This is a genomic window from Vulcanisaeta sp. (assembly GCF_049966235.1).
In the GTDB taxonomy this organism is placed as follows: domain Archaea; phylum Thermoproteota; class Thermoprotei; order Thermoproteales; family Thermocladiaceae; genus Vulcanisaeta; species Vulcanisaeta moutnovskia.
The window spans coordinates 1-245 of sequence record NZ_JBMFVA010000086.1; positions in this window are offsets into that span (position 1 = coordinate 1).

Here is a 245-nt window from a genome sequence, read left to right on the forward strand (position 1 = left end):
TGTGGGACGATTTGATCGAGATATTTAATGAAGAAAGGGAAAAAGGAGGGTTTTGTTGGCCCGTGGGTTTGGGTGGGGCTAGGTGTTGTTGAGGCACTTTAGGTTTTGTTTTGCCTTTGTTATTCGTTCCTTCCTCTTCTCATTCCTCGCTTTGTTTAGTAAATCGCTTAGTTTTTGGCAGACTATTGGCTTGAGTGGGCTATCCTTTATCTTCGCGTGCATTATCGAGACCACGTGACCTCCCC